We start from the raw sequence: 20426 nt of genomic DNA, 5'->3' as shown, positions 1-20426 counted from the left end.
CCACGCAACATGGTCAAACCCCAAGGTGGGTCTTGGCGATCTCCCAACGTCGCAGCCTATCGTCGATACCGTTGGTACCGCCATTGATGCGCTTGGTCAGCGCAGTGAAATCGCCGCCGTCGGCCAGTGAATTGCAGCCATGCTGGCTCCACCACCAAGCCGCCGACAGCGCCGCGCATTCATCGCCGGCCAGCAGCTCCGGCTGGTCAAGCAAATCCAATCCCAGTGCCTCGCCGCATTGCCGGTAGTTGCTGCGACCAGTGATCTGGATCAGGCCGCGGCCACGAAAGCGATGGCCGTCACCCGCGGCGACATTGCCGAGCTGGGCGGCTTTTTTCGCTGGCGGCTCATACGCCTGCTGCGCCGGGGTGGGGCCCCAGATCTCCTGGGTATGGGTGAAGCCCAGCGTTTCGTGCCCGGTCTGGGCGATAAAGGCCGCGATGCGGACCGGGTCATCGATTTCGAAGCGCGCCATGGCCGCGCATAGCGGCGCATACCAGCGCTCGGCCATTTTTTCCGACAGGCTTGCCGCCAATGCAAAATCATCTCGTGTCATGGTGATACTCCTTTGGCTGTGGAAAGCATTGCGCGCGGTGCTTCTGCCGGCCGAGCCTGGCCGGCCGTCAGTGCATCGAGGGCTTTTCGGAGCGGTGCCGCGCTGACGCTTACCTCGCCGGCATAGGGGCGGTCGACGGCCAGGATAAAGAAGAAGGTCAGGCCCAGCGTGGCCGCCCAGGTGGCGATCAGCGCCACATAGAACGGCGTGGGCGGCAGCACGTACAGCAGTGCGAACGACAGCCAGCTGACGATGATCATGACCGCCCACAAGGTGCCGGGCATGGTGACTTGCAAAGTCATCAACCGCTGCTGGCGGTACGCAACCATCTCGTTGGTACGCGACAGGATTTCGCCCAGCAAGACCACCTGCCGAGGGGTAGCCGGGTCGATGCGGTTGGCCAGGGCGAACATCGCATCGAATCGCAGTGCGGTCTGCCGATCGGGCAGCAGCGCCTGTTGCATCGCCGGCCATTCGCGTTCCACCACATCCTGCAAGTAGGCGCGCAAAGCCCGTCCGGTCGCCTCGGCGGCGGGACTGCCGAAGACAGCGAGATTGCGCGCCAAGCCATCGGCGCAGGTGGCTTCGGCCGCCACGGTGCGGTCGGCATCGTTGTAGGCATCCCATACGCTGACCGCTGCGAAGGCCACCAGCAGCGAATTGATGGTCGTGATGATGGACACCATGCCCAAGGCCATGGCGCGCTGTTCGGCGTCGATGCGGATCAGCTTGAACCGGGTGACGCCAGCGTAGCCCAGCAGCACCGATAACAGGGTCAAGCCCACCACGATCAGTCCCATGCAAGCGATGGGCATGTTGTAGAGAAACAGCGTCATCGCTTTACTCCTTGCGCTCGGCCGTGGTGCCGGCGCTGCCCGATTGCGGCGACAGCATGGCGCGCGTCAATTCGGCCAGCCGCTGGCGCACCACCTCGGGCGGGGTATCGCTATCGAGCGACTGTTGCAGCGCCAGCAGTTCCGCCACCAGGTCGTGCTTCGATTGCGTGCGTTCGCTGGCGGCATGCACCTTGTGCATGTCGATCGAATGCTTGATCCGCGCCGACCCGTCGCCGCGCACCAGGGTTTCCAGCGTCTCGACCATGCGCTGCAACAAGCGATGCACGGCGGTGGCGGAGAATCCCCCCAGCATGGCCAGGGTCGGTTTGCCGAAACTGCCCATGCCGGCGTCGCTGAGTAATTCCGCCGGTAGCATCTCGACCAGGATCAGGCCGGCGATAACGCCAAGGATCAAGCGCGCCCCATAGGAAGCGTCGTACTTGGGGTCGTAACTGGAGTTGGCGATATAGCGATGGGCTTGGAACAGCGTGGCGAACGAGGCACCCAGCCCGGCGCAGAACAGGAGGAACAGCATATTGATCAGCAAGGAGGTGCCGGAAGCGTCGAGCCAGCTCAAGGAAACATTCTCGACCGTGACCTCGTCGGATAGCCCCGTAACCAATACGCCCAGCTGAAAAAAAATGGCCGCCAGCGTCAGCATGCGAATCAGCGGAACCGGCCCCAGCCAAGCCCAGCGCTGACCGCGCAGCCTGTCCTGATCGAGCAGCGTGATGCCTTGGGGCGTAGCCGGTGCGACGGCATCGGCAAGCTTGCGGTGCAGGGCTGCCAATTCGCCGTATTCGGCGACCGCCGGCGCGGAATCGGCCGGCGAAAGCAGGGTAGCAACGCGGGCGAGCTGCTCGGGCGGTACGCCGAGCCCCTGGCGCAAGGCATAACGCGCCATGGCTTCGCATTCGATCCGAAGTTGCTCGCCGAGCGGCCGCCGCCCGCTTGGCATCGGTTCGGTAAAGTCGAGCGAGCCCAGGCCCGTCCGCCTGGATCGATTGCTGAAAATTGGTGGGATATACATGGCAAGCCGCCTTCCGATCGAGCCTGAAGCCTTGGAAAACCCCCGTCGTCCGGGCACAGGCCGGAACCCACCGGGAACGACGGGAGGACTGGGTAGCGAATCGAGCCGGCTTATAGATCACGCGCCTTGAGGATCCGCACATGGCCTGCACCGCGAACAGCGGTGCCGCTGTTCCAAAGCTCCGCTGCATCGACCTGGCGGCCGGCGACAGGCAACAGCGCCGCAACAGCGACGACGTCCGTGCCGGGCTTGATCTCGCCGCTACAGGCTTCCAGCAGCCGATTCGCCGCCGGGACCGGCGCACCGTTGGCGCCATTCCAGACCTGCGTATGGCTACCGATACCGGCGCACTCACCGTTGGCGTCCAGCTTTGCCAGGCCATCGCAGTTGAAGGCGTAGGCGCGCGGGGTCGGGCCGGCAGCCGGCAACAAACGGATGGAGTCCGCTTTCAGGTTCATCCCGCCCGAGGGGATGAGTTGCACCTTGACGTGCTTATTGGCGGTGCGTATCCGGCCAAACTTGTTTGCCCAGTTACCGCCGCTGTAGCTATGGTCCACGCAGATTTCGATGCCGAAATCGATCAGCTTGCCGGCGCCATCGCACACGCCGGGGATCTGGAAAAGCGCGCTACCCTCGGACACGCCGCGTGCGTCGTTCGGAATCAGGGTGGCGGGATCGAGCGGTTCCACCCTGTCGTCGCGGTGTGCCCTGGTACCGAGGTTCCAGTCGAGGAAATCGATGCCCGATTTGTAGTGCTTGCGCGAGGCGTAGTTGTCGTTGCGATGCGCCCCACCGCGCTGTATCAGCGCCGTGTTATAGATTTCACCGGCCTGGCGCGGGTCGAGCAGGTACTTGCCATTGACCGCCTTGGCGGTGGGAAAGGAGGCACTGATGGCGGTACCGAAGACGAACAGCCAGTTCTCGAACTTTGCGTTGGCCGCCAAGGTCTGCAGGCCGCCGAACAGGCCACCCCAATTGCGGTTATATGGCGCCGCCAGGCCAAAGGCAGCCGGTGCGTCGCCGCTCCAGCCATTGATCAGGTCATGCAGGTACGCGCCGCCGGCGCCGCGAAACAGGAATTCCGGCGCCATGAACAGCTTCAGGGTGGTGGGCGCGGGGTCGGCCTTCGCCAAGGCCTTGCTCATGGCATCGGCGGTGAAGGCCAGGCGCGCGTTGATATCGATGCACTGGTTGCTCACATCGAGGCGTAGATCCTTGGCCGTAGCGCCTTCGATGCCGCTGTAACGGCTCAGGTTCTTGGCGTGGTCGCGAAAGGGGCCGGTGTGGATTTCCCAGGAGATAAACTGGACTTTGTTGTAGTTGCTCATGACTTTGCTCCGGATGACGTAGATTCGGTAAGGGGACGTGCCAACGGGGATGGGGATGCGTAAGGCGTGCTTGGGCACGGACCGGTCGGCGTGCCGGCCGGTCCGTGGTCACGCGCAAGGACTGATCAGGCGATCAGCCCGGATCGGCCTGCGCGGGCGCAGGCTGGGCGGCGGCGCCGCTCTTGCCGCCGCCCGCGCCGGTGTCGTCACCGGAAATGGTCAGGTAGCGATCGGGGAAGTACTTCGCCACCCACATCTGCGCCAACTGCGCGCGGCTGAGGTTTTTGACGTAGTAGTTGATAGGCACGCCGATATCGCCGGCGATCGCCCGGGTGACATAGTCTTCGAAGGCCGTCATCAAGGAATTGACGTCGAGCATCTTGTTGGAGCCGTCATCGATCTGGGACAAGCCGAGCATGACGTTGGTGACGGTCGATCCCTGGATCGCCATCATCTGCTTACCGGTGCGCGCCGCAGCAGCGGAAGCGCCGACCGAAGTCTTGTCGCTGCTGTTGCTATTGGCGAGCGTTGCCAGGTTGCCCATCATCTTGGCCGGATCGAAATCGGCGAATTGCTTGACGCCGATCTGGACCTGGTTGGATTTGATCGAAGGAATGGCGCCCATCGCGATGACCGACACGTGCGAGCTGACGGCTTGCGTGCTGAGCAGGTTCTTGATGTCGTTGGCGAAATTGGTATCGACCCCGAAGCCGCCCGACTCGTTGGCGAACCAGCAGCCGACCTCGAACTGCCCTTGCAGGCTGGCGGCGACCGAGGACATCTGCTGGCTGGACTTGGTGGTTTCCGAACGCAGCACGTGGACCATGCCGACAAAGCTGGAGCCATAGGTCGCGCCGGACAGGATGGGCAGGAACACTTCCTTGCCGGTGCCCTCCTCCAGGGCGATCTTGGCCAGCTTCGACGGATCGTTGACCTTGATCTTGTCGTTGTCCGAGGGAAACACCGAGTTCCACACACGGATGGCTTTGTCCACGTCCAGCACGAAGGGCGCCAGCAAGGCCGCATCCTTGTGGGTACACGAGGCGGTGATCACCAAGGTACCTTCGATATTGTGGTTTTCCACCTGCTTGCTGACTTGGGTCGAGGCCGCCGTACTGGCCTGCATGGAATAGGAGTCGCCGAGAAAGCTGGTGGACTCGGATACGAAGGCCTTGATCGACGCAATGGTGTTCTGGGCGCTTTGCTTGTTCTCGTCGAATGAGAAGTACTGTGCATCCATCTTCAGCGAATCGGACGACAAGGGCATCTTCTTGATCTGGGTACGCACATAATCGATCGGACTCTCGATATCCTCATGCACCGCACTTTGCTTGCTCTTGAGGCCCTTGATGGTTTTTTCCTGGTCGATGCGGACCTTGGCGTAATCGGTCGCAGCCTTGGAGATCTGCTGGCCGACCGTGCCGATTTCCTTTTGCAGCGAACCGGGGTCGATATGCATATTCAGCAGTTCCTGGGTGGTCATATCCAGGCTGCGCTTCATTGCGATCAGCGAGTTCAACTCATCTTGCGCCGCATCGATCGGCGCTTGTGCATCGGCAATCTGCAGCAATATCTTCATCGCTTCGGGATGGACGATATTGCCCAGGACCAGGGAAGGATCGTAGGGGATGGAGGTAGCCATGGCATTTCCTTTGGTGTGCTGAGGAGGGCGGGAATAACCGTTTCGCCGGCGCCCGGTTGCATAAAGAACGTCGGCAAGGTCATTCTGAAATTCGGCCTCCCCACAAACCATTCGGCAAATGCGGTAGTGGTGCGATGGCTTTGCAGCAGCAAAAAAAAGGCGGTGAGCACCATGCTCACCGCCGCAATAAAGAACAAATGCACCGGAACAAAATGCACCGCTCAACCGATTTCCCTGGCCTGCGTTTTCATTGGCCACACGCCGCTCAATTCCAATTCACGGCGCCCGGTCAGCCACTGGCCTAGCGGGGTGGGCCAGTGGAAGCTGTATTTATCGCTATTCGCGACACCCTGGAATTTCACCTCGACATGGATATTGCTTGCGTTCAAGGGGATGTTTCCGACTGTTTTGGACAAGCCGCCGGTGAGGGTAAATGCCTCGTTGTAAGCACCCTGCGGCGTATCGTAGCGAAGCTGAATATGGGTGATGTAGCTGCATCCGAGCTTGTTATTGAACAGGATTTCGAACGCGCCCAAACGGCCGGTCCAATTCGGGATCAGCAAGTTGCCGTCATACGAAGCGAACGTATAGGCGATAGGTACGACGCCTTTTACCCGCGCACCGGCCTGGTGGGGCCATAGATGCTGGTCGATGTTTTTATTGTGGCGAGTGGAAAGGAACGCGCCCTTGCCCTGCACCCCACCGAGCATGTCCTGGACGGCGCCGGCCGAGCCGGTCAGCGAGAAGGACGAGCCACTTTCCTCCGAGCCGACATTCAGCCCGCTACGCGCATAGATCACGCTGGTGACGACGCCGAAGCCCTGCGAGATCTGCGTATCCGTCCCCATATTGATGTGCTTGGCATGCGCGGCCAACCAATTGAACACTTCCGGCTTGGACAAGGTCGTTAAATCGCTGACGAACTCCTCCAGGGAAATGCTGAACTCGGAAGCGATCGCCCCGGCCGCGGAGAACTCCCATTTGACCTCGACACCGGCGGTGATCTTGGCGCCGGTGTCGGGATCCATGGCCGAGCCGTCCAGCGCGGCATTGACTTCGGTGCGGTGCACATTATTGGAGTAGAGACTCCATTGATTCGGCACATCGCGGTGACTGATTCTCAGTTCCGGCGTGGTTTCGTTCACCAGGGTAAATTCGCCGCTGTCGGGCGAGACGAAGCCGACCGCCCCGGTCTTCAGCTTGGGGTTCAGCGTCCAGTTACCCCAATAGGAGGGCCGGCCATTGCGTATACGATCCGTGAATGCGCGATTCCAGTTCATGATTCCGTTCCTTGCATTTTGATTGGGCGACCGAGTCCGCCGGCGGACCGGTTAGGGCACCGCGTTGATAAACTCGAGTGGGTGCCACGTACCGTCCCATACACCTCGGTGAAGGCGGCAGAGACCGGAATTGGCAAGGCCATTTTGTTGCCCGGCCGCGCGACTAGCCATTCGGCAAATGCAGTACACCCACGCGTGCATCACGATTTTATATTCCACCCGCAATAGGACGGCCGTACCGAATAAAACCCGGATCCAGCATATGACTTTTCAATTCGCCTATTAAAAGCACAGCAAAAAAGGTACACGTCCCCCATTTGAATGACGATTATCGGAACCAAATAAAGTAGCCTCACTACGCCCCAGTAACTTCTTTCCCATTTTCAGCAACAGGGCGCTTGGCCGTGTGGTTCGAACACGGTCGGGCTTACCGTGCCTTGGCGGATCGACGCCGGCACGGTTCCGTCATCGTGCAGCCGAAATAAAGCATCTGTTTAAAAAGCCGGACCCCGTGTGACTTGTTTCTGTCGCAGGTTCAAACACGTGCATTGCTACGGAGGCTAAAAAAACGATCCAGTAGAGATGTGTCGATACCCATCCTGCGATAGAGCGAGATAACTCAATCATCGCAGGAGTAAACAATGCATCTCACCCCTCGTGAGCAGACCGTGCTCGCCCTAATTGCGCGCGGCCATACCGATCGCGATATAGCCGAACGACTTTCATTCTCACTCTCCACCGCCCGCAAGCATCGCGAAAATCTTTTGCTGAAGTTTCACGCCGGCAAATCCACCCGACTCGTCATTCAATACTTCGCCATTTACGGCGTTGCGCTTAAAAAAACCCATTAATACCCATCGACCTCGCCATCTCGCCCCGTGAGATGGACGTCCTCCAACTGCTTGCCCAAGGCATGAGCGACAAGCAGATCGGCCGCCACCTCGGCATCAGCGACCAGACCGCCCGCAAGCATCGCTCCCATCTTCTCGACAAGACCGGCGTCGGCAACGTCTGCGCACTGCTGTTCGAAGCCTTTACATCGGACTGGTTGACGCCCCCGCCGCTACAGCCGCTACCCGAACCGGAACGCCAGGCACGGCCATGACGCATTTGCCGAATGGCGGGACTCGCCCGCCACGCCAAGAATCGGCGCTGTCGCATCCGGCTTATCGGAGCGAGGCAGGCAATGGCGAGGGCCATGGCCAACGGGCCGGTGCACCGGCCTTCCTTTACTGGTGTAGCGGGCGGCCGCTTGGCCTTGGCCCGCTGGGAGGAATGAAATGACCAATTTGTCGAATCGAACACAGCTACTCAAGCATCTGCTGGCGGGTGCGCTTTGCTTCGCGCTGCTGCCGCGCAATCCGGCGCATGCTGAAGGCTTGGCCGCCCTGGGTGCCTATGGCGCCGACCTGAAGCAGACATCGGTGTCGGGCCTCTCGTCCGGTGCCTTTATGGCGGTGCAGTTCGACGTGGCCTTCTCCAGCGAGCTGGTCGGTGCCGGCATCATCGCGGGCGGGCCATTCTATTGCGCGGGGCTGTTCGCACCGACCTTACCCGCCGTGGCGGCCGTCACCGAATGTATGAGTCCGCTCGGCGACAGCGGCCCGCTCGCCGCCGATGCCCTGGCCATCGCCCGCAGCTTTGCGGACAAAGGCAAGATCGATGCGCTGAAGGGCTTGGCACGCCAGCGTGTCTATGTATTCGGCGGCACCATGGACAAGACCGTCACGCAGCGCGTCGTCGATCAGACCGCCCAGTTCTTTTCCCAGGCCGGCGTAGCCCCGGCCAATCTCAAGTACGTCAGCAATCTGGCAGCCGGGCACGCCATTCTGACCAATAACCCCGCCGATGTACCCTGCGCCTGGTCCAAGGATCCCTATATCAACAACTGCGGCTTCCTGCAGTCCCACGATATCCTCAAATGGATCTATGGACCGCTCAATCCCCCCAGCGTGACGGCCGGCGGCCGGTTGCTGGCATTCGACCAGTCGCGCTTCGATCCACAAGGCAAGGCAACGCTGGGGCCGATCGGATATGCCTACGTACCGAATGCCTGCACCACCAAACAGTGCCGCGTGCACGTGGTGTTCCATGGTTGCCATCAGGGCGAACGCCGCATGGGCGATCGCTATGCGCGCACCACCGGTTACAACGAGCTGGCCGACACCAACAATCTGATCGTCCTCTATCCCCAGGTCGCGGATTCGGTGCGCAACCCGAAAGGCTGCTGGGACTTCTGGGGTTATACCTCGCAGGATGACCCACGCTATCCCGACTTCTATTCGCGCAAGGCTCCCCAGCAGGCCGCGGTCATGCAAATGGTGAAGCGCCTGGGCGCGGCACGCACAAGCAATCGTCCCACTCTCTAAGGAGCCACCATGCAAAACCTGTACAAAGCACAGTACGAAACCATGCAAGGTATCGCCTCGGCCTGCCTGGCCTCGGCAACGGCGACGGCGGAACAGTTCGCCGGCCAGGCATGCACCGGATTCGCGCCGACGGGCTGGAAGACCAGCGGGCGGGAAATGCTGCGATTGTTCACCGACTTCAGCGATGCGAAGACGGCAATGGGCAATAAACAATGGTGCACACAGCGCGACGCCCTCGACTTGGCATCCGTGGGACAAAGCGGCAAGCAGCTGCTGCACCTGCAGGCTGATATGGCGGACGCCCTGTGGGAGAGCAATCTGCAACAGCTGCGGGATCTGGGCGAAGCCGCCACGCTGCTGCTCGATACTCTGGCAAAGGCGAGAGACAAGAACGATCTTGGCCTGGCCGCGCTAGCGTATTGCACTGCCGCCGACGCCATCACCAAACAATCGCTCGGCCAGACAGCGGCAGCACTGGGTGAACTGGGCCCTGCCCTGCTGCGCTGGCTGCAGAGAAGCCTGGCCGAAGCACCGGCGCCGGCAAAGGGAAAGGAGGCTTCGGCGAAGCAAGCTTGATCGGGTTACGGGCGCTATCGTCCGAGAGGACTGGCGCTTCCACTCCGCACCCGGCACAGCCGGGTGCTATCTCGGCGGGGCCGGCGCGTGTGCGCTCCTACGTCGCGCAGTCTATGGCCTGAGTCCCCGTGGCTCGTCGTCTGGATCTGAATCCGGGATAAGCAAGGCATCAACCACTGCATCCACTACGTCCTGTGACATCCCCATCGTACTGGCGCAACTGAGCAGGTATTTGGTATCACCTATCCTCTGTTTCGCAGCGTCATAGGCACTTCGAATGGTCTTGCCATAGGCCGCCTCCGCCTTGTGCCAAGCGCTATCGGGGATACTTCCCCAATGCAGTTCCATCACCAGCAGGTCGATGATGTCCCGGTTCATCACGCTTCGGTCGTAGTACCGGTCGGCGTTGGCCAGCAGCTTCTCGGCAAAGGAATCCGACCGGGTCAGGCACAATACCGGGATACCAGGCACGGCCACCCCATCCAAAAGTATCCGCGATTCCCGCACTATCTCGAACTTGATAGGGGCCCCGTCCATTTCGAGTACGGTACGTACCCCATCCTGGTCGGTTCGAGGCTCTCGAAGCAGATTGATGGGTTGCCTGAATAAGGTCTTCAGGTGTGGATCGCCGAATATGGCTTCCCGGATGCTGCGATATCCACCTTGGTCGGCGCATAGGAAATCGATATCCACGGACTCCCGGTATTCGTCCAGCTGCAGCGCAATAGCGGTCCCTCCACCAAAATAGCATCGTGCATTTGCCAGAAACTCGGCATTCATCGAGGCGAGCACTCGTTCAATACGCTGATGATGTGTGCGCTTATACATTCAGAACTCCATGCCCGAATTTCTTCTTCAGGCGATCGATTAGCTTCGCTTCCTTGTCACTCAATGCGTCGACATCAACAAACCGCCAGTTGCGCTCGTAAAGCGACAGCGCATCCTCCGCATCGATGTCCTTGGTCGTACGGTTCCACGCAAGCTGTTTCAATTGGGGATAAGCCTCAAGATTCAGGCGGCGAGGAATGCGCACGCCCCCAACTCGGCGGCGGGGTATGGCCGTCTCGATAAGCGCGCCCCCCACCTTGGGGTGTAGCTGGGGCTCGCAAAAACCCTGCAGTCCACCCAACGCGTTCAGCGCACAGGCGAGCACGGCTGTCGTTACCCCTGCGTCGCCTGCTTCCAGACGCACCAGCGTCGACTCGTGCACCCCAACACGCTGTGCGAACTCTCGCTGCGTCCAGCCTCGCTGAATACGCGCCTCCCGAAGCTTTGCTCCTAGTTGCTTCAGCGCGTCCTGGGCTACGTGGGGGATATCGTCTTTCGCTTTCGTACGCATGGGAGATCTCATTCAATATTGCATACATGCATTCTTATGGAGAATATACTCGCATATATCCATGATTGAAGCTTATACGTGCCAATTGGATTGCATTTATCAAGTATCGGCCTTAACGCTCGCCACCCAACCCAAACAAGCGCCGCGCCAGCAACCGGTTCAGCCCGTTGTACCAGCTAGCCGGCAGGCAAGCCATCAACCAGCCGGCCGCGCGGGCATCGAGGCCGACCTGTTGCCGGAACGGCGCGCGCCGCCGTGTGGCGGTGCGCACGATCACGGCGGCTACCTTGCCGGCCGGCTGGGCACGGCCGGCCAGCCGCAGGCGCAAGCTGGCGAAGCGCGTACCCGCGGCTTGGTACAGGGGAGGCAAACTGGCGATGCGCTGCATATGGCCATCAAAATCACTGGCGGTGGAACCCGGTTCGATCAGATGTACCCGCACGCCCTGCCCCTGCGTCTCCAGCATCAAGGCCTCGCTCCAGCCTTCCAGGCCGAACTTGGACGCGCAATAGGCGCCTTGCCAGGCGTAGCCGCTGCGACCCAGTATCGACGAAATATTGATCACGCTGCCGCGCGCCAGGCGCAAGGCCGGTAGCAGCGCGGCCGTCAGTAGCGCGGGGGCGATCAGGTTGACTTCCATCTGTGCGCGCCAGCCCTGCTCATCGAGCAACTCCACCGGTCCGCTTTGCGCATAGCCGGCGTTGTTGACCAGGCAATCGAGCCGCCCACCGTATTCCTGCTGCAGCAACGCGACCATTTCGGCCCGCTGGCTGGCTGAGCAGGGATCCAGCAGGACGGCGCGGATACCTGCGGCCGCTGCCAGCCGCTCGGGCGTGCGGCTAGCGGCCAATACCGTCCAGCCCGCTGCGGCAAAGGCTTGTGCGCTGGCCAGGCCGATGCCGGTGGAGGCGCCGGTGATCAGTACCACGGGTGAATACATGGTGAAGCCCTGCAAAAGTGGAACGGTTGCGGTGCCGCATGGTCATGAACACGCCAGGTGGCGGCGGCATCGATATACTGGGCAAGGGCGGATTATGCCCATGCCCGGAACTCGCTGCCATGCGGGCCTGTTCGGCGAGACCACTCGACCACACTTCATACACGCGACAAGACGAAGCCAGTCATGCAAAAGGCAATCAAATACACTCTCCTGGGATTCGGCGGCGTCGTGCTGCTGACCTGCGCCGGCGCGGCCTATCTGGCCGCCACCTTCGATCCCAATGCGCTCAAGCCGCAGATCGAGGCCCTGGTCAAAGAGAAGAAACAACGCACGCTCAAGCTGGGCGGGCCGATCTCGCTGTCATTCTTCCCCAGCCTGGGTGCGCGGATGTCGGATCTATCGCTATCCGAATACCAATCCGACCGCGTCTTCGCCTCGGTGGGGAAAGCCCGGGTCGCCTTGCAGCTGTGGCCGCTGCTGAACAAGCGGGTGGTGGTCGATACGGTGGAACTGGATGGCGCCGATATCCGTCTTGCGCGTGATGAGCAGGGCCGCTTCAATTTCGCCGACCTCCTGCAGAAAGATCCTGAACAGGTGGATGCGCCGGTGGATTTCGATATCTCCACCGTCCGCGTCAAGCATGTGCAACTGGCGTTCGACGACAAACTGACCAAGCGCCAGATCACGCTGAGCGAATTGGCCCTGGCCGCCGACGGCTTGAATCCGCAAGGGGCCAAACGGCTGGATTTCTCGACATTCGTCAAATCGTCCCAGCCGGCCATGGATATCAAACTCAGCAGCCAGCTGGGCAAGGTAGAGTTCAATCGGCAGGCGCAGCGCTATATGCTCGCCAATTTGGCGGCCAGCATTGAAGGCAAGCTGGCCGGATCGGCCTTGCGCTTGAATCTGGATGCCCCGCGCCTGGCCCTTGAGGGTGAGCGCGCCGATATGGAAGCCGTCAGCCTGAACGCCACGCTGGACGGCGATGGCCGCAAGCTCAATGCCAAATTGAAACTGGCCGGCTTGAGCGGCGATGCCAGACAGTTGGCCGCCAAGAGCCTGAAGCTGGAGCTGGACGCACGCCAGGGTGCGCAGACCACCAGCCTGGAACTGGAAAGCCCGCTGGCCTTGGACCTACGGCAGATGGCCGTCTCGCTGCCCAAACTGCAACTGCGGGGCAAGGCGAGCGGCGGGGCGGCCAAGGACGCGCCGTTCGAGTTGGGCGGCCACCTTGCCGCCGCGCTACAGCAGGGCACCGCCGACGCGGTGTTGCATGGCCAGGTGGATGGTGCGGATTTCAAGCTGGACGCCAGCGCCAGGACTGGCGCCAAGGGCGCCGGATCGACAGCGGTCAAATTCAACTTGCGTGCGGGCAAGCTCGATCTCGATCGTTATTTTCCGCCCGCCAAAGCCGCTGCCGCCCAGGGTGGCCCGGCCGCCAAGCTGGATCTGTCCGCTTTACGTACACTCGATCTGGACGGCAAGCTCGCCATTGCCTACCTGAAGAAGGCGCCTTTCGAGATACGCGATCTGCAAGTCAGCCTGAATGCCAACAAAGGCTTGTTGTCCATACCCAGCGCCAGCATGAAGATTTTCGGTGGCCAAGTGACGGCGAGCGCCAGCGCGACCGCCACGGCCAACCCGCGCATCACCCTCAGGCCACGGCTGGAGAACGTCGATATCCAGGCCGCGCTGAGCCAGCTGGCGCATTTCGACCGCCTGGAGGGCCGTGGTTTCGTCAACGCCGAACTGTCCATGCAGGGTGGCGATGCCAATGCCTTGAAGGCCAGCCTGGACGGCACGCTGCGCGCCAAGGTGCAAAACGGCGCGCTGCGCGGCATCAATCTGGCCAAGACCCTGCGCGAAGCCAAGTCCACCCTGGCCAATCTGCAGGGCGGCCAGCAAACGGTCAATGCCAGCCAGACCGAGAAAACCGACTTCACCGAATTAAGCGCCACCTTGCAGTTTGCCAACGGCATTGCCCATAACCAGGACCTCAGCATCAAGTCGCCGCTGCTGCGGGTGGGTGGCGAGGGCCAAGCCGATCTGCCGCACGAAACCCTGGACTATCTGATCAAAGCCAGCCTGGTGAATACCAGCAAGGGCCAGGATGGCAAGGAGCGGTCGGATTTGAGCGGGCTCACCGTGCCGGTGCGGGTCACGGGCCCGTTCGCCCAGCCCAGCTACGCACTCGACCTCACCGCCGCGCTCAAGGAGAATGCGGGCGCAAAACTGGATGAGCAAAAGGCCAGCCTGCGCGAGAAAGCCGTGGACCAACTGAAAAAGGGTCTGGGCAATCTGTTCAAGTGAGTTCAGGCCAGCCATCGACCTCTTTCCTGCCGGGCTTGCCCGGCAGCTTAACTTGCAAACTGCCCATGTCTATTCCGATGAAACCTGCCCTGCCCCTGCTCCTTTCCTGCTTGCTGGCCGCCTGCGCCACCACGCCGCCCCCCTCGCCGACCGTGGCCGTCAAGCTGTTGGCGTTCAACGACTTCCACGGCAATCTGCGCACCCCCAATAGCGGTGTCAAGCAGCCCGACCCGAATCGGCCAGGCAAGACGATCAATGTCCCGGCGGGCGGCTCGGCCCAGCTGGCGGCCTTGATCAAGCGGCTGAAAGCCGCCAACCCCAATCATGCGGTGGTGGCGGCCGGTGATCTGATCGGCGCCAGCCCCTTGCTGTCGGCGCTCTTCCATGACGAGCCCACCATCGCCGCCCTGGATGCAATGGGACTGGATTTCAGTGCCGTGGGCAATCACGAGTTCGACGAAGGCGGTGCGGAATTGTTGCGTATGCAGCATGGCGGCTGCCATCCCCAGGATGGTTGCCAGGCTGGTCCCTTCACGGGCGCACGCTTCGGCTATCTGGCCGCCAACGTGATCGACGAACGAACCGGCAAGCCCTTGCTGCCGGCCTATGCCATCCGCCGCTTCGAAGGCGTTCCGGTTGCCTTTGTCGGCATGACGACCAAGGCAACCCCGGCGGTGGTGAATCGCAAGGGTGTCGCCGGCCTGCAATTCCGTGACGAGGCGGAGACCGTCAATGCCCTGGTGCCCGTCTTGCGCGAGCAAGGCGTAAAAGCCATCGTCGTCCTGCTGCACGAGGGCGGCACGCAGACCGAGGGGGCGGGGATCAACGATTGCAAGGGCTTTTCGGGTGAAATCGTCGATATCGTCAAGCGCATGGATGCCGAAATCGACGTGGTGGTCACCGGCCACACCCATCAGCCCTATAACTGTGAATTGTCCGGCAAGCGGGTCACCAGTGCCTACTCCTTCGGCCGCGTGCTGACCGAGATCGACCTGAGCCTGGATCGCAGTAGCGGCGATGTGATCAAGCACCGTGCCGAGAATCTGGTGGTACGGGCCGATGGCCCGGCCGACCAGGCGCAACTGGACCTGATCGCCAAATACGCCGCCCTCACCCAGCCGCTAGAGGAGCGGATAATCGGCAAATTGCCGGCCGCCATGAGCCGCGAAGCCACGCCAGGGGGCAATACGGCGCTGGGACGGATGGTGGCGAATGCACAATTGGCCGCCATGCGCGATGCGCGCTACGGTGCAGCCGAGATCGGCCTGGTCAACCTGGGCGGCTTGCGCGCCGACCTGCGTCCCGATGCACAGGGCCAAGTCCGCTACGGCCAGCTTTTCACGGTGCAGCCCTTCAATAACAATCTGATTACCTTGAGCTTGACCGGCGAGGAACTGCTCAGCCTGCTGGAGCAGCAATTCGATGCGAAGGGCGAGATGTACGCCTGGCAGTTCTCCAGCAATGTGGCCTATCGCTGGTCAGCCAAGCGACCCGCCGGGAAGCGGGTGGATGTGGCCTCCCTCCGCATCGACGGCGCGGCATGGGACGCCAAGCGGCTGTACCGCATTGCGGTCCCCACCTTCCTGGCCGACGGCGGAGATGGTGCGAAGATGCTGACGCACGGCCGTGATCGCCATGTCGGACCGATCGATCTCGATTCCTTGGCCGACTATATCGCCTCCGGCGAGGCCGGCAAGCCCTTGGGCGAACAGGGCATCGTGCGCGAGGACTAGCGTCCCGCTAGCGCCTGCCAAGAAAAAACGCCATACCGGCCAAGACCGGTATGGCGTTTTTCATTAGGTACCGCGTTTATTGCCGGCGCCAAGTGGTGCCTTGGGCGCTGTCCTCCAGCACTACGCCGTTCTGCAGCAATTCATCGCGAATACGGTCAGACTCGGCGAAATTACGTGCCGCCCGAGCCGCCAGCCTGGCCTGGATCAAGGCTTCGATCTGTTCAGCGCCATAATCCCCTGCCACCACCGGGCCACCTTGCAGGTATTCGGTGGGTTCACGCTGCAACAAGCCCAGAATATTCGCCAAACCCTTCAACTGAGCAGCCAGCGCCACCGAGTGGTTGCGGTTCAGTTCGCCCGCCATCTCGAACAGTACCGCCACCGCATCGGCCGTATTGAAGTCGTCGTCCATCGCGGTCTTGAAACGCAGGGCATAGTTGCTCTGCCAATCGATGGCGATCCGTTCCTGCGGCGGCGTGGCCTTGAGCGCGGTGTAGAGCCGATCCAGGCCGGCCTTGGCATCGCGCAGCAGTTCTTCCGAATAGTTCAGGGGACTGCGGTAATGCGCCCGTACGATCAGGAAGCGCACCACTTCGCCATCGACGGCCTTCAATACATCGCGGATGGAGAAGAAGTTGTTCAGCGACTTGGACATCTTTTTGTCGTCGAACTGCAGAAAACCATTGTGCATCCAATAGTTGACGTATTGATGGCCATGGCAGCCCTCGCTCTGGGCGATTTCGTTCTCATGGTGAGGGAATTGCAGATCCTCTCCCCCGCCATGAATATCGAAATGGCTGCCCAGATGATGTTCGGACATCACCGAGCATTCGATATGCCAGCCAGGCCGGCCATTGCCCCATGGGGACGCCCAGGACGGCTCGCCTGGCTTGGCCGCCTTCCACAACACGAAGTCCAGAGGGTCGCGCTTGTGGGGGTCCACCTCTACGCGCTGGCCGGCCTGCAGGTCATCCAGGGACTTGCCGGACAACTTGCCATAGCCGGCAAAATTGCGCACGGCGTAGTAGACGTCGCCATTGGCCGCCGCATAGGCCTTATCGTTGGCAATCAACTTGCCGATCATGGCAACCATGCCGTCCACATGATGGGTGGCGCGGGGTTCATGCGTGGGCGGCAGCAGATAGAGCTGCGACAGGTCGGCATGCATTTCGGCGATGGTGCGTTCCACCAGTTCTTCGGCGCTGATGCCTTGCTCGGCCGCGCGCTTGATGATCTTGTCCTCGATATCGGTGATATTGCGGACATAGGTCACCTCGTAGCCGGAGGCATGCAACCAGCGGTAGATGATGTCGAAAGCAGCCAGCATGCGCGCATGGCCTACGTGACAGAGGTCATACACCGTCATGCCACACACATACATGCGCACCCGGCCGGGTTCGATGGGTGTGAATACCTGCTTTTCGCGGGCGAGGGTGTTATAGACGGTGAGCATGCAGGACTCCGCAAAGAATAAATCGGGCGCCAGGTCGGCGCGACCGGGCCGATGATTGTAGCAAGCTAGTCCGGCAAGGCGAAATCCGGCGATGCTTCGAAACGGTGATATGGATCGGCAATCAACTAATATAATTTTATAAATCAGTAGAAACTGATATTCCAAACAGTTAGAATTACCAATCCATGATGCCATTCGCATTAGCAATGGCACGACAAAAAGAGCAATACATATAACGAGTTACCCAAGGATCTGAGCAAAATGAACAAATTTATCGCAGCCCTGTTGGCCACCGTCGCCGCCCTCCCGGTCGTCGCCGACGATGCCGACAAGATCAAGGAAAAAGGCGAAGTTGTCATCGGCGTACGCGACAGCTCGCCGCCCTTCGGCTTCTTCGACAAGGCCAAGGGCACCGTGTCCGGCTACGACATCGATTTCGCCAATTTCGTTGCGCGCAAACTCGGCCTCAAGCCCGTCTTCAAGACGGTGGATCCGGCCGACCGCATCAAGGCGCTGAAGGAAGGCCGCGTGGACCTGGTCTTCGCCTCCCTGGCCAAGACCGCCGAGCGGGAAAAGGAAGTGGATTTCAGCGTGGGCTACTATGTCTCCACCCAGAAATTGCTGGCCAAGAAGGGTAAGTTCAAGGATCTGCTGCAGCTCGACATGCTCACCGTCTGCGCCCCCAAGGGCACCACCAATGCCCGCTACCTGCAGGATATTTCGCAGAAGGTGAAGATCGTGGCGCCGGCCGACTATGCCGAGTCCTTCGCTGCCCTGCAGGATGGCCGCTGCGAAGCCGTCTCCGGGCCGGAGGCGACCCTGCTGGGCAATCTGTCCAAGCTGCCCAACCGCGGCGAATTCGAAGTACCGGACGTACCGGTCGCTTCCGAAGCATTGGGCGTGGGCATCCGCAAGGGTGAAAAGCGCCTGCAGAAGATGGTGAACGACGCGCTGGCCGATGCGGAAAGCAGCGGCGAGGCCGCCAAGATCTACGAACGCTGGTTCGGCGCCAATTCGCCGGTACAGATCCCGCGTTCATTCAAGATCAATCGCTGATCCGTCCCGTCAGGTGCTGAAGAATGCCGGAGCAGATGCTCCGGCATTTTTATTTGCCGGTGGCGCACATGCCGATCCGGAACCACAGCTCCTTGCGTGCCAAGGGTGTTTCCGGCGGCAGGATGGGGTTGTTCAACTCGACGACCTGGCGGTGCTCCAGTCTCGCCTGGGCGATCAGCTGGCCGTAATGTGCACAGAACAAGCGATCGAAACTGCCATCGGCAACAGCCTGCTCCAGCCCGCTGCGGAGGGTATCGGCCAAGGCGGTATCGTTCTTGTTGACGAAGAAATAGAAGGCGGTGGGATAGCGAACCAGCAAGTGCGGGTCGATCACGATCCCGAGCTTGCGGTACTGCTCCGCTTCGGCCCAGATTTCGGGGACGGAACGGGGAAAATAGTCGAAGCGTGCCGAGGCCAGCATCCGAAACAGGCTGTCGTAGAGGGGCACGCCAACCACCCGCACCCCGTTGCTGCGCATAATCTCGGTATCCGGCCAGTCATGCCCCTGACCGGCGACAAAGCGGCGCAGGCTGGTCAAATCCTGCACGGCGGCCAACGAATCGGTCCTATCCTTGCGCACCAAGGCCAAGCGCCAGCCGACCAGGCCCTTGAAGATCGGAACGCGAATCGGCAGCAGTGCGGACTCGCGCTCGATCGACGTCATGCCCCAGCCCACGCGTATCCTGCTGCCATGGGCCAGCTCGGCCAGGGCGCGTCCTTGCAGCATGGGAATATCGGTAGGGCGCAGTGAATACTGCGTCGTTCCAGCCTTGTCCAAGGCCAATTGCAATAGCTTGAGCGGATAGACATCGCGGGTATCGCCCACCGAGCCGGACCACGGATAGGGAACCGTTTCGGCGCGTGCGGACCAGCCGGCGCCGCAGAGGCATAACAGGATGAGCAGCCTTATTCCCTGGTCTATCGCCATTTCGCATTCCCGCCGACAAATCAGACGGCGACCCGCCCGCCATGGGCCGGTCGCCGCCGTCCAGCGGCCTGGCCTAGCCCAGCAGCACGTCGCGTGACACACCTTGCCGCCGCAACAGGCGACGTAGACTCTCCAAGGCTTCGATCTGGATCTGCCTTACCCGCTCCCGGGTCAGCTGCAGATGCGCGGCCAGATCCTCCAGCGTACAGATATCGTAGCCGTTGAGACCGTAGCGCCGCTCTATCACCATACGCTGCTTATCGTTCAACTGCTTGAGCCAATCGCGTACGTATCGCTGCACCTCGGCGTTCTGCAGCACCATCTCCGGGCCTTCCTGCTGCTCATCCGGGATGGATTCGCCGATGGACAACATCGGGTCGATATCCAGGGGAGCATCCAGGGAGGCCATACGCTCGTTCAGGCCCATTACCCGCCGCACATCCTCCACCGGCTTATCGACCTGGTAGGCGATTTCCTCCATGGTGGGATCGCGCCCCATCTGGGCTTCCAGATGGCGCTGCGCGCGCAAATAGACGTTCAATTCCTTGATCACATGCACCGGCAGGCGAATGGTGCGGGATTGATTCATGATCGCCCGCTCGATGCTTTGGCGTATCCACCAGGTGGCATAGGTGGAAAAACGGAAGCCACGTTCCGGGTCGAACTTCTCCAAGGCATGCATCAGGCCGATATTGCCTTCTTCGATCAGATCCAGCAGGGCCATGCCGCGGTTGATGTAGTGCTTGGCAATGTTGACCACCAGGCGCAGGTTGTGCTCGATCATCTTCTGCCGGGCATCGAAATCGCCCAATACCACCAAACGGGCCAGCCGCCGCTCCTCATCGGGCGTGAGCAGGGCATTCTGGCCAATATCGTTGAGGTAGATCTGAGTTACATCCCCGGTGGATTCGACCGGATAGCGACCGGTTTCTTCCTGCTTGGGATCGTCTACTTCGGCTTCAACCTCTTCCGCGGCGTCGTCGTCCTCCTTGTCCAGGAGGTCTTCGTCAACCAGCTCTTCTTCGATGGTATCCATGGAGTCGTTCATTT

Annotated in this window: 19 protein-coding genes; 7 read left to right on the top strand and 12 right to left on the bottom strand. The window is 61.1% G+C overall.

The features are described from left to right. Positions 1-13: 13 nt before the first annotated feature. From FNU76_RS19615 to FNU76_RS19590, 6 genes are all read right to left on the bottom strand, one after another. Positions 14-556, bottom strand: coding sequence for a glycoside hydrolase family 19 protein (locus FNU76_RS19615; protein ID WP_144279765.1), 543 nt, complete (start codon positions 554-556; stop codon positions 14-16). After that, positions 553-1392 carry a bestrophin-like domain gene (locus FNU76_RS19610; protein WP_144279764.1) on the bottom strand — a complete coding sequence of 280 codons (840 nt, stop codon included), beginning with the start codon at positions 1390-1392 and terminating at the stop codon, positions 553-555. The genes FNU76_RS19615 and FNU76_RS19610 overlap by 4 nt, the downstream gene beginning before the upstream one ends. A gap of 4 nt (positions 1393-1396) precedes the next feature. Further along, positions 1397-2422, bottom strand: a complete 1026-nt coding sequence (locus FNU76_RS19605) for a hypothetical protein (protein ID WP_144279763.1) — start codon at positions 2420-2422, stop codon at positions 1397-1399. 110 nt (positions 2423-2532) lie between these two features. Beyond that, the gene (locus FNU76_RS19600; RefSeq protein WP_144279762.1) at positions 2533-3750 is read right to left on the bottom strand and encodes a hypothetical protein; all 1218 of its coding nucleotides are present in this window, start codon (positions 3748-3750) and stop codon (positions 2533-2535) included. Positions 3751-3883: 133 nt separating this feature from the next. Further along, a complete protein-coding gene (locus tag FNU76_RS19595) occupies positions 3884-5392 on the bottom strand; it encodes a hypothetical protein (RefSeq protein ID WP_144279761.1) in 1509 nt (502 codons plus the stop codon). A 221-nt stretch (positions 5393-5613) separates the two neighbouring features. Next, the gene (locus FNU76_RS19590) at positions 5614-6672 is read right to left on the bottom strand and encodes a hypothetical protein (RefSeq protein ID WP_144279760.1); all 1059 of its coding nucleotides are present in this window, start codon (positions 6670-6672) and stop codon (positions 5614-5616) included. 641 nt (positions 6673-7313) lie between these two features. On the opposite strand from FNU76_RS19590, the gene FNU76_RS19585 reads away from it, so the two are divergent. From FNU76_RS19585 to FNU76_RS19570, 4 genes are all read left to right on the top strand, one after another. Further along, entirely contained in the window at positions 7314-7523 is a 210-nt protein-coding gene (locus FNU76_RS19585; RefSeq protein WP_144279759.1) for a response regulator transcription factor, read from the top strand. Beyond that, positions 7523-7777, top strand: coding sequence for a response regulator transcription factor (locus tag FNU76_RS19580; protein WP_308418649.1), 255 nt, complete (start codon positions 7523-7525; stop codon positions 7775-7777). Before FNU76_RS19585 ends, FNU76_RS19580 begins: the two co-directional genes overlap by 1 nt. Positions 7778-7952: 175 nt before the next feature. Beyond that, the gene (locus tag FNU76_RS19575) at positions 7953-9041 is read left to right on the top strand and encodes an extracellular catalytic domain type 2 short-chain-length polyhydroxyalkanoate depolymerase (RefSeq protein ID WP_144279757.1); all 1089 of its coding nucleotides are present in this window, start codon (positions 7953-7955) and stop codon (positions 9039-9041) included. A gap of 9 nt (positions 9042-9050) precedes the next feature. Then, positions 9051-9617, top strand: coding sequence for a hypothetical protein (locus FNU76_RS19570; protein ID WP_144279756.1), 567 nt, complete (start codon positions 9051-9053; stop codon positions 9615-9617). 111 nt (positions 9618-9728) lie between these two features. Here FNU76_RS19570 and FNU76_RS19565 read toward each other — a convergent pair whose 3' ends face one another. The 3 genes from FNU76_RS19565 to FNU76_RS19555 all read right to left on the bottom strand — a co-directional run bounded on the left by FNU76_RS19565 (position 9729) and on the right by FNU76_RS19555 (position 11896). Then, on the bottom strand, positions 9729-10445 hold the full coding sequence (locus FNU76_RS19565) for a nucleotidyl transferase AbiEii/AbiGii toxin family protein (RefSeq protein ID WP_144279755.1): 717 nt from the start codon (positions 10443-10445) through the stop codon (positions 9729-9731). Then, positions 10438-10956: a helix-turn-helix domain-containing protein gene (locus FNU76_RS19560; protein ID WP_179958200.1), complete on the bottom strand. Its 519-nt coding sequence runs from the start codon at positions 10954-10956 to the stop codon at positions 10438-10440. The genes FNU76_RS19565 and FNU76_RS19560 overlap by 8 nt, the downstream gene beginning before the upstream one ends. Positions 10957-11068: 112 nt before the next feature. Next, on the bottom strand, positions 11069-11896 hold the full coding sequence (locus FNU76_RS19555) for an SDR family NAD(P)-dependent oxidoreductase (RefSeq protein ID WP_144279753.1): 828 nt from the start codon (positions 11894-11896) through the stop codon (positions 11069-11071). A gap of 183 nt (positions 11897-12079) precedes the next feature. On the opposite strand from FNU76_RS19555, the gene FNU76_RS19550 reads away from it, so the two are divergent. Then, positions 12080-14206 (top strand): AsmA family protein, encoded by a 2127-nt coding sequence (locus FNU76_RS19550; protein ID WP_144279752.1) that lies wholly within the window; start codon positions 12080-12082, stop codon positions 14204-14206. 65 nt (positions 14207-14271) lie between these two features. Further along, on the top strand, positions 14272-15939 hold the full coding sequence (locus FNU76_RS19545; protein WP_223879104.1) for a bifunctional metallophosphatase/5'-nucleotidase: 1668 nt from the start codon (positions 14272-14274) through the stop codon (positions 15937-15939). 76 nt (positions 15940-16015) lie between these two features. Here the strand turns inward: FNU76_RS19545 and cysS are convergent, their stop codons facing one another. After that, positions 16016-17392 (bottom strand): cysteine--tRNA ligase, encoded by a 1377-nt coding sequence (gene cysS / locus FNU76_RS19540; protein ID WP_144279751.1) that lies wholly within the window; start codon positions 17390-17392, stop codon positions 16016-16018. 261 nt (positions 17393-17653) lie between these two features. On the opposite strand from cysS, the gene FNU76_RS19535 reads away from it, so the two are divergent. Continuing rightward, on the top strand, positions 17654-18448 hold the full coding sequence (locus tag FNU76_RS19535; protein ID WP_144279750.1) for a transporter substrate-binding domain-containing protein: 795 nt from the start codon (positions 17654-17656) through the stop codon (positions 18446-18448). 49 nt (positions 18449-18497) lie between these two features. Here the strand turns inward: FNU76_RS19535 and FNU76_RS19530 are convergent, their stop codons facing one another. Beyond that, complete coding sequence (locus FNU76_RS19530) at positions 18498-19376, bottom strand: substrate-binding periplasmic protein (RefSeq protein ID WP_144279749.1); 879 nt, start codon at positions 19374-19376, stop codon at positions 18498-18500. Between the two features lie 73 nt (positions 19377-19449). After that, complete coding sequence (gene rpoS, locus FNU76_RS19525) at positions 19450-20412, bottom strand: RNA polymerase sigma factor RpoS (protein WP_223879103.1); 963 nt, start codon at positions 20410-20412, stop codon at positions 19450-19452. Positions 20413-20426 lie beyond the last annotated feature (14 nt).

The sequence above is a fragment of the Chitinimonas arctica genome (genome assembly GCF_007431345.1).
Lineage (GTDB): Bacteria > Pseudomonadota > Gammaproteobacteria > Burkholderiales > Chitinimonadaceae > Chitinimonas > Chitinimonas arctica.
This window is presented reverse-complemented; position numbering and strand designations above follow the sequence as displayed.

What these genes read in the sequence shown, in the direction of transcription:
- FNU76_RS19550 (WP_144279752.1), top strand. Translation starts at nt 12,080, where the DNA reads ATGCAAAAGGCAATCAAATACACTCTCCTGGGATTCGGCGGCGTCGTG.
- FNU76_RS19575 (WP_144279757.1), top strand. Translation starts at nt 7,953, where the DNA reads ATGACCAATTTGTCGAATCGAACACAGCTACTCAAGCATCTGCTGGCG.
- FNU76_RS19530 (WP_144279749.1), bottom strand. Translation starts at nt 19,376, where the DNA reads ATGGCGATAGACCAGGGAATAAGGCTGCTCATCCTGTTATGCCTCTGC.
- FNU76_RS19585 (WP_144279759.1), top strand. Translation starts at nt 7,314, where the DNA reads ATGCATCTCACCCCTCGTGAGCAGACCGTGCTCGCCCTAATTGCGCGC.
- FNU76_RS19595 (WP_144279761.1), bottom strand. Translation starts at nt 5,392, where the DNA reads ATGGCTACCTCCATCCCCTACGATCCTTCCCTGGTCCTGGGCAATATC.
- cysS (WP_144279751.1), bottom strand. Translation starts at nt 17,392, where the DNA reads ATGCTCACCGTCTATAACACCCTCGCCCGCGAAAAGCAGGTATTCACA.
- FNU76_RS19545 (WP_223879104.1), top strand. Translation starts at nt 14,272, where the DNA reads ATGTCTATTCCGATGAAACCTGCCCTGCCCCTGCTCCTTTCCTGCTTG.
- FNU76_RS19555 (WP_144279753.1), bottom strand. Translation starts at nt 11,896, where the DNA reads ATGTATTCACCCGTGGTACTGATCACCGGCGCCTCCACCGGCATCGGC.
- FNU76_RS19570 (WP_144279756.1), top strand. Translation starts at nt 9,051, where the DNA reads ATGCAAAACCTGTACAAAGCACAGTACGAAACCATGCAAGGTATCGCC.
- FNU76_RS19605 (WP_144279763.1), bottom strand. Translation starts at nt 2,422, where the DNA reads ATGTATATCCCACCAATTTTCAGCAATCGATCCAGGCGGACGGGCCTG.
- FNU76_RS19610 (WP_144279764.1), bottom strand. Translation starts at nt 1,392, where the DNA reads ATGACGCTGTTTCTCTACAACATGCCCATCGCTTGCATGGGACTGATC.
- FNU76_RS19535 (WP_144279750.1), top strand. Translation starts at nt 17,654, where the DNA reads ATGAACAAATTTATCGCAGCCCTGTTGGCCACCGTCGCCGCCCTCCCG.
- FNU76_RS19565 (WP_144279755.1), bottom strand. Translation starts at nt 10,445, where the DNA reads ATGTATAAGCGCACACATCATCAGCGTATTGAACGAGTGCTCGCCTCG.
- FNU76_RS19590 (WP_144279760.1), bottom strand. Translation starts at nt 6,672, where the DNA reads ATGAACTGGAATCGCGCATTCACGGATCGTATACGCAATGGCCGGCCC.
- FNU76_RS19600 (WP_144279762.1), bottom strand. Translation starts at nt 3,750, where the DNA reads ATGAGCAACTACAACAAAGTCCAGTTTATCTCCTGGGAAATCCACACC.
- FNU76_RS19560 (WP_179958200.1), bottom strand. Translation starts at nt 10,956, where the DNA reads ATGCGTACGAAAGCGAAAGACGATATCCCCCACGTAGCCCAGGACGCG.
- rpoS (WP_223879103.1), bottom strand. Translation starts at nt 20,412, where the DNA reads ATGGATACCATCGAAGAAGAGCTGGTTGACGAAGACCTCCTGGACAAG.
- FNU76_RS19615 (WP_144279765.1), bottom strand. Translation starts at nt 556, where the DNA reads ATGACACGAGATGATTTTGCATTGGCGGCAAGCCTGTCGGAAAAAATG.